This window comes from Asaia sp. SF2.1 (assembly GCF_000505765.1).
Taxonomy (GTDB): domain Bacteria; phylum Pseudomonadota; class Alphaproteobacteria; order Acetobacterales; family Acetobacteraceae; genus Asaia; species Asaia bogorensis.
The window spans coordinates 1-3,113 of sequence record NZ_AYXS01000026.1; the positions used below are offsets into that span (position 1 = coordinate 1).

Annotated in this window: 2 protein-coding genes; one reads left to right on the top strand and one right to left on the bottom strand. The window is 60.6% G+C overall.

Annotated elements, in window-relative coordinates; translation table 11 throughout:
* Positions 1–175: 175 nt before the first annotated feature.
* Positions 176–1,108 (bottom strand): hemin ABC transporter substrate-binding protein, encoded by a 933-nt coding sequence (locus P792_RS30955; protein ID WP_035440095.1) that lies wholly within the window; start codon positions 1,106–1,108, stop codon positions 176–178.
* Positions 1,109–1,265: 157 nt separating this feature from the next.
* Here P792_RS30955 and P792_RS30960 point away from each other — a divergent pair.
* A partial coding sequence (locus P792_RS30960) for a TonB-dependent receptor domain-containing protein (RefSeq protein WP_023979238.1) occupies positions 1,266–3,113 on the top strand: 1,848 nt, incomplete at its 3' end.

Below are 3,113 nucleotides of genomic sequence, written 5' to 3' on the forward strand. Positions count from 1 at the left end.
ACGATACGCGGCAGACGGATGCCCATGACGACAAGCCGCATGACCTGCGGATCGCTCACGCCGTGGGGGGAAAAGCCGAAACCGGTCGCGCCAGAGGCCAGAGCGAGAAGAAAGCTCGACACAAGCCCTATCCCCAGCAAGACGAAGGCCGACATCGGATTGAGGCGTCGCACATTCATGCAGGCAGCGTGTGGCGGGCAATTTCCTGCGCCAGTTCAAGCGCGACTTCGGCAGTACGCGGCCCGAAGCCAAGAAGCTTCTCCCCCTCCATGTCGATAATCGCCCCTTTTTGCCCGGCGGGTGTGAGTTTGACGGCTTCATCCGCAAGGAGGGCATCCCGCATGGACTGTCCGCCCTGACTCATCATGAGAATGACGTCCGGTTGCAGCCCGATCAGAGCTTCACGCTCCAGCGCCTTGTAGCCCTGCATGCCGCTTCCGGCGTTGATACCGCCCGCCAGCGTTATGATGGCATCGGCCGCCGTCCCGGTTCCAGCGGACATAGGTCGTCCATTGACCACACGCATGACAAACAGCACGCGGGCCTTTTTGGGGTGCAGTTCTTTCCACGCCTTAAGCGTGCGCAGCTGGTTATCGAAACGCACCACCATCGACGCCCCCTGCTCCTCGGCACCCACGGTGCGCGAGAGCGTCAGGATACGGTTTTTCACACCTTCAAGAGATGGCGTTGCATCGATCATAACGATCGGGACAGGTGATTCCATAAGCTGGTCGAGCGCGTTGGGCGGCCCGGAATCATTCATCGCGAGCACCAGATCGGGCCGCAGGGATAAGACCCCTTCAGATGAAAGCTGCCGCATATAACCGACCGATTTCTTTTCGCGCAGGGCTGCCACCGGGTAGGTCGAGGTAATATCGACCCCGATGATCCGCTCTCCGACACCCAGCGCATAAAGCGTCTCGGTAATCGTGCCACCGATCGAAACCATGCGCTGCATGGTGCCCAGCGTGACATGACGACCGCGGCAATCCTCCACGCGTATGGGGCGGGCCTCACCGGCCCGCGCAGCGCGCGAGGTGGCTCCGGAAACGCCGGTTGCCAATGCCGAGAGCCCGAACTGACGCCGTCCAAACAACCTAATGCTCATGGTTCCTGACCCTTTTCTGCGGGGACATGGGGGCTGTGTGGCCGGTTTCCCTCACCCGATGGAGCGGTGATTTAAAGGATGTTTTTACTTCTTGCAAGTGCGAGTCATTCTCAATAACCGTTCGCAACATCATTCACCGACTCGCAGGGCCAACGCCATGATCACTACCCGCCGGGTACTTTCTCTTTCGACGTCACTCGCCCTGATCACCCTCGCTCCGGTTCAGGCACACGCCCAGACAGGCAATGCCCTGACTACCGGTCAGGATCTGGGACCTCACGCGCCCCAGAACGTGCAAAACAGGCACACGCCGACTGGCAGCGCACACGCCTCTCCCCCATCAGCGCGTGCGGCAGCGAGCACAACGACCGCGACCGGAGCCACGCAACTGGCGCGCGCAGAAGCACGGTCCGGCACCGTAACCCGCAGCAACGGCAACGAAATCACCCTGCCGAGTGTGAAGGTTCACGGAACGAACGAAATCGCCGTGCCGCAGGCGAGCTCAACACTGACCCGTAATGACATGCTCCGTGTCGCCCCTACCGAGCCCTACATGATCCTCACCGGGCTGCCGGGCGTCTATTTCCAGAATGATGGCTCCCCCTCCCTCGCGATTTCCATACGCGGCATGCAGGATTTCGGACGTGTAAATGTCATGGTGGATGGCGCAAGGCAGGACTTCCAGACCAGTAGCCACGGCGCGAATGGCAGCGTCTATGTCGACCCGGCTCTGCTTGCGGGGCTGGATGTCTCTCGTGGCACGGTCTCGACCGCTGATGGTGCGGGTGCCATCGCGGGCGTTGTGAACATGCACACGCTGGGCGTTGATGATCTGGTCGATTCAGGCAAACGCTACGGTGTGATGGCGCGCGCACTGGGCGGCACCAATAATTATGATGGTTCGGGCGTGGTCGGCGCGGGTGTCAGGGTGCGCCCCTGGCTGGGTCTGGCCGCAGCCTTCAGCATGCGCAGCTCGGGCGATTACGAGGATGGCGCTGGCGCGCGTATTCCCGATACCTACCAGCGTATGCAGTCCGGCCTGTTCAAGATCGACATCAAGCCCGGCATGGACCAGAGCCTGACCCTGGGGACAGTCATCTATCACAATGAATTCGGACAGGGCACCGAAGGCATCTACGCGGGCAACAAGATACAGAACAACCAGGGCAATCTGGAGTATCGCTTCACACCGCACGACAACAAGCTCATCTTGCTGCACGTCAAGGGCTATGTGGTCTCCACCGGGCTGGACAATGCCATGCCGGCCTATCGCGCCAGCACCCTCGCTGCGGCCAATCTGACGAAATACAACCTGACCACGTTGGGCTTCGAGGCAGACAACACCTCGCAATTCCCACTTGGCCCCGTGCTCGCCTCGCTCAATTATGGCGGCGAGTACTATCATGACTCCGTCAAGACGAAGGACCAGACCGGCTATGAGGGGTCCACCCCCTCAGGCGGGCGCGGGGTTGGCAGCGCCTTCACACAGCTCGCCCTGAACTGGAAGATCGTGCAGCTGACGGGTGCCCTTCGTTACGACACCTATCATGCCTCTGGCAGCGGGGTTAATCAGGCCTCAGGCTTCACATCAGTCAATGCGGGTGCCTTCAGCGCCTCCCGAGGCGCTGATGCCGTCAATCCCAAGGTGACATTGGCTGTCACGCCAGTGCATGGCCTGCAGCTTTATGGCAGCTACGGTCTCGGTTTTCGCCCGCCCGCCGTCACCGAGATGTTCATGGCCAGCTCGCATCCGGGCCTTGGCTTTCTCAAATTCATTCCCAACCCCAATCTCGCGCCTGAGCAGACCTATGGCTGGGAGATTGGTGCCAAGCTGCATTATCGTGACGTGCTGACGGATGGCGACAAGGTGACATTCGACGGCGATTATTTCGACACGCGCATCAAGAACTATATCGCCCAGACGCGTGTGATCGGACGTCCGGCGGCTGGCTCGTATATCCCGACCTACGGGTATTTCTACCAGAACATGGCGGGTAACACCTTC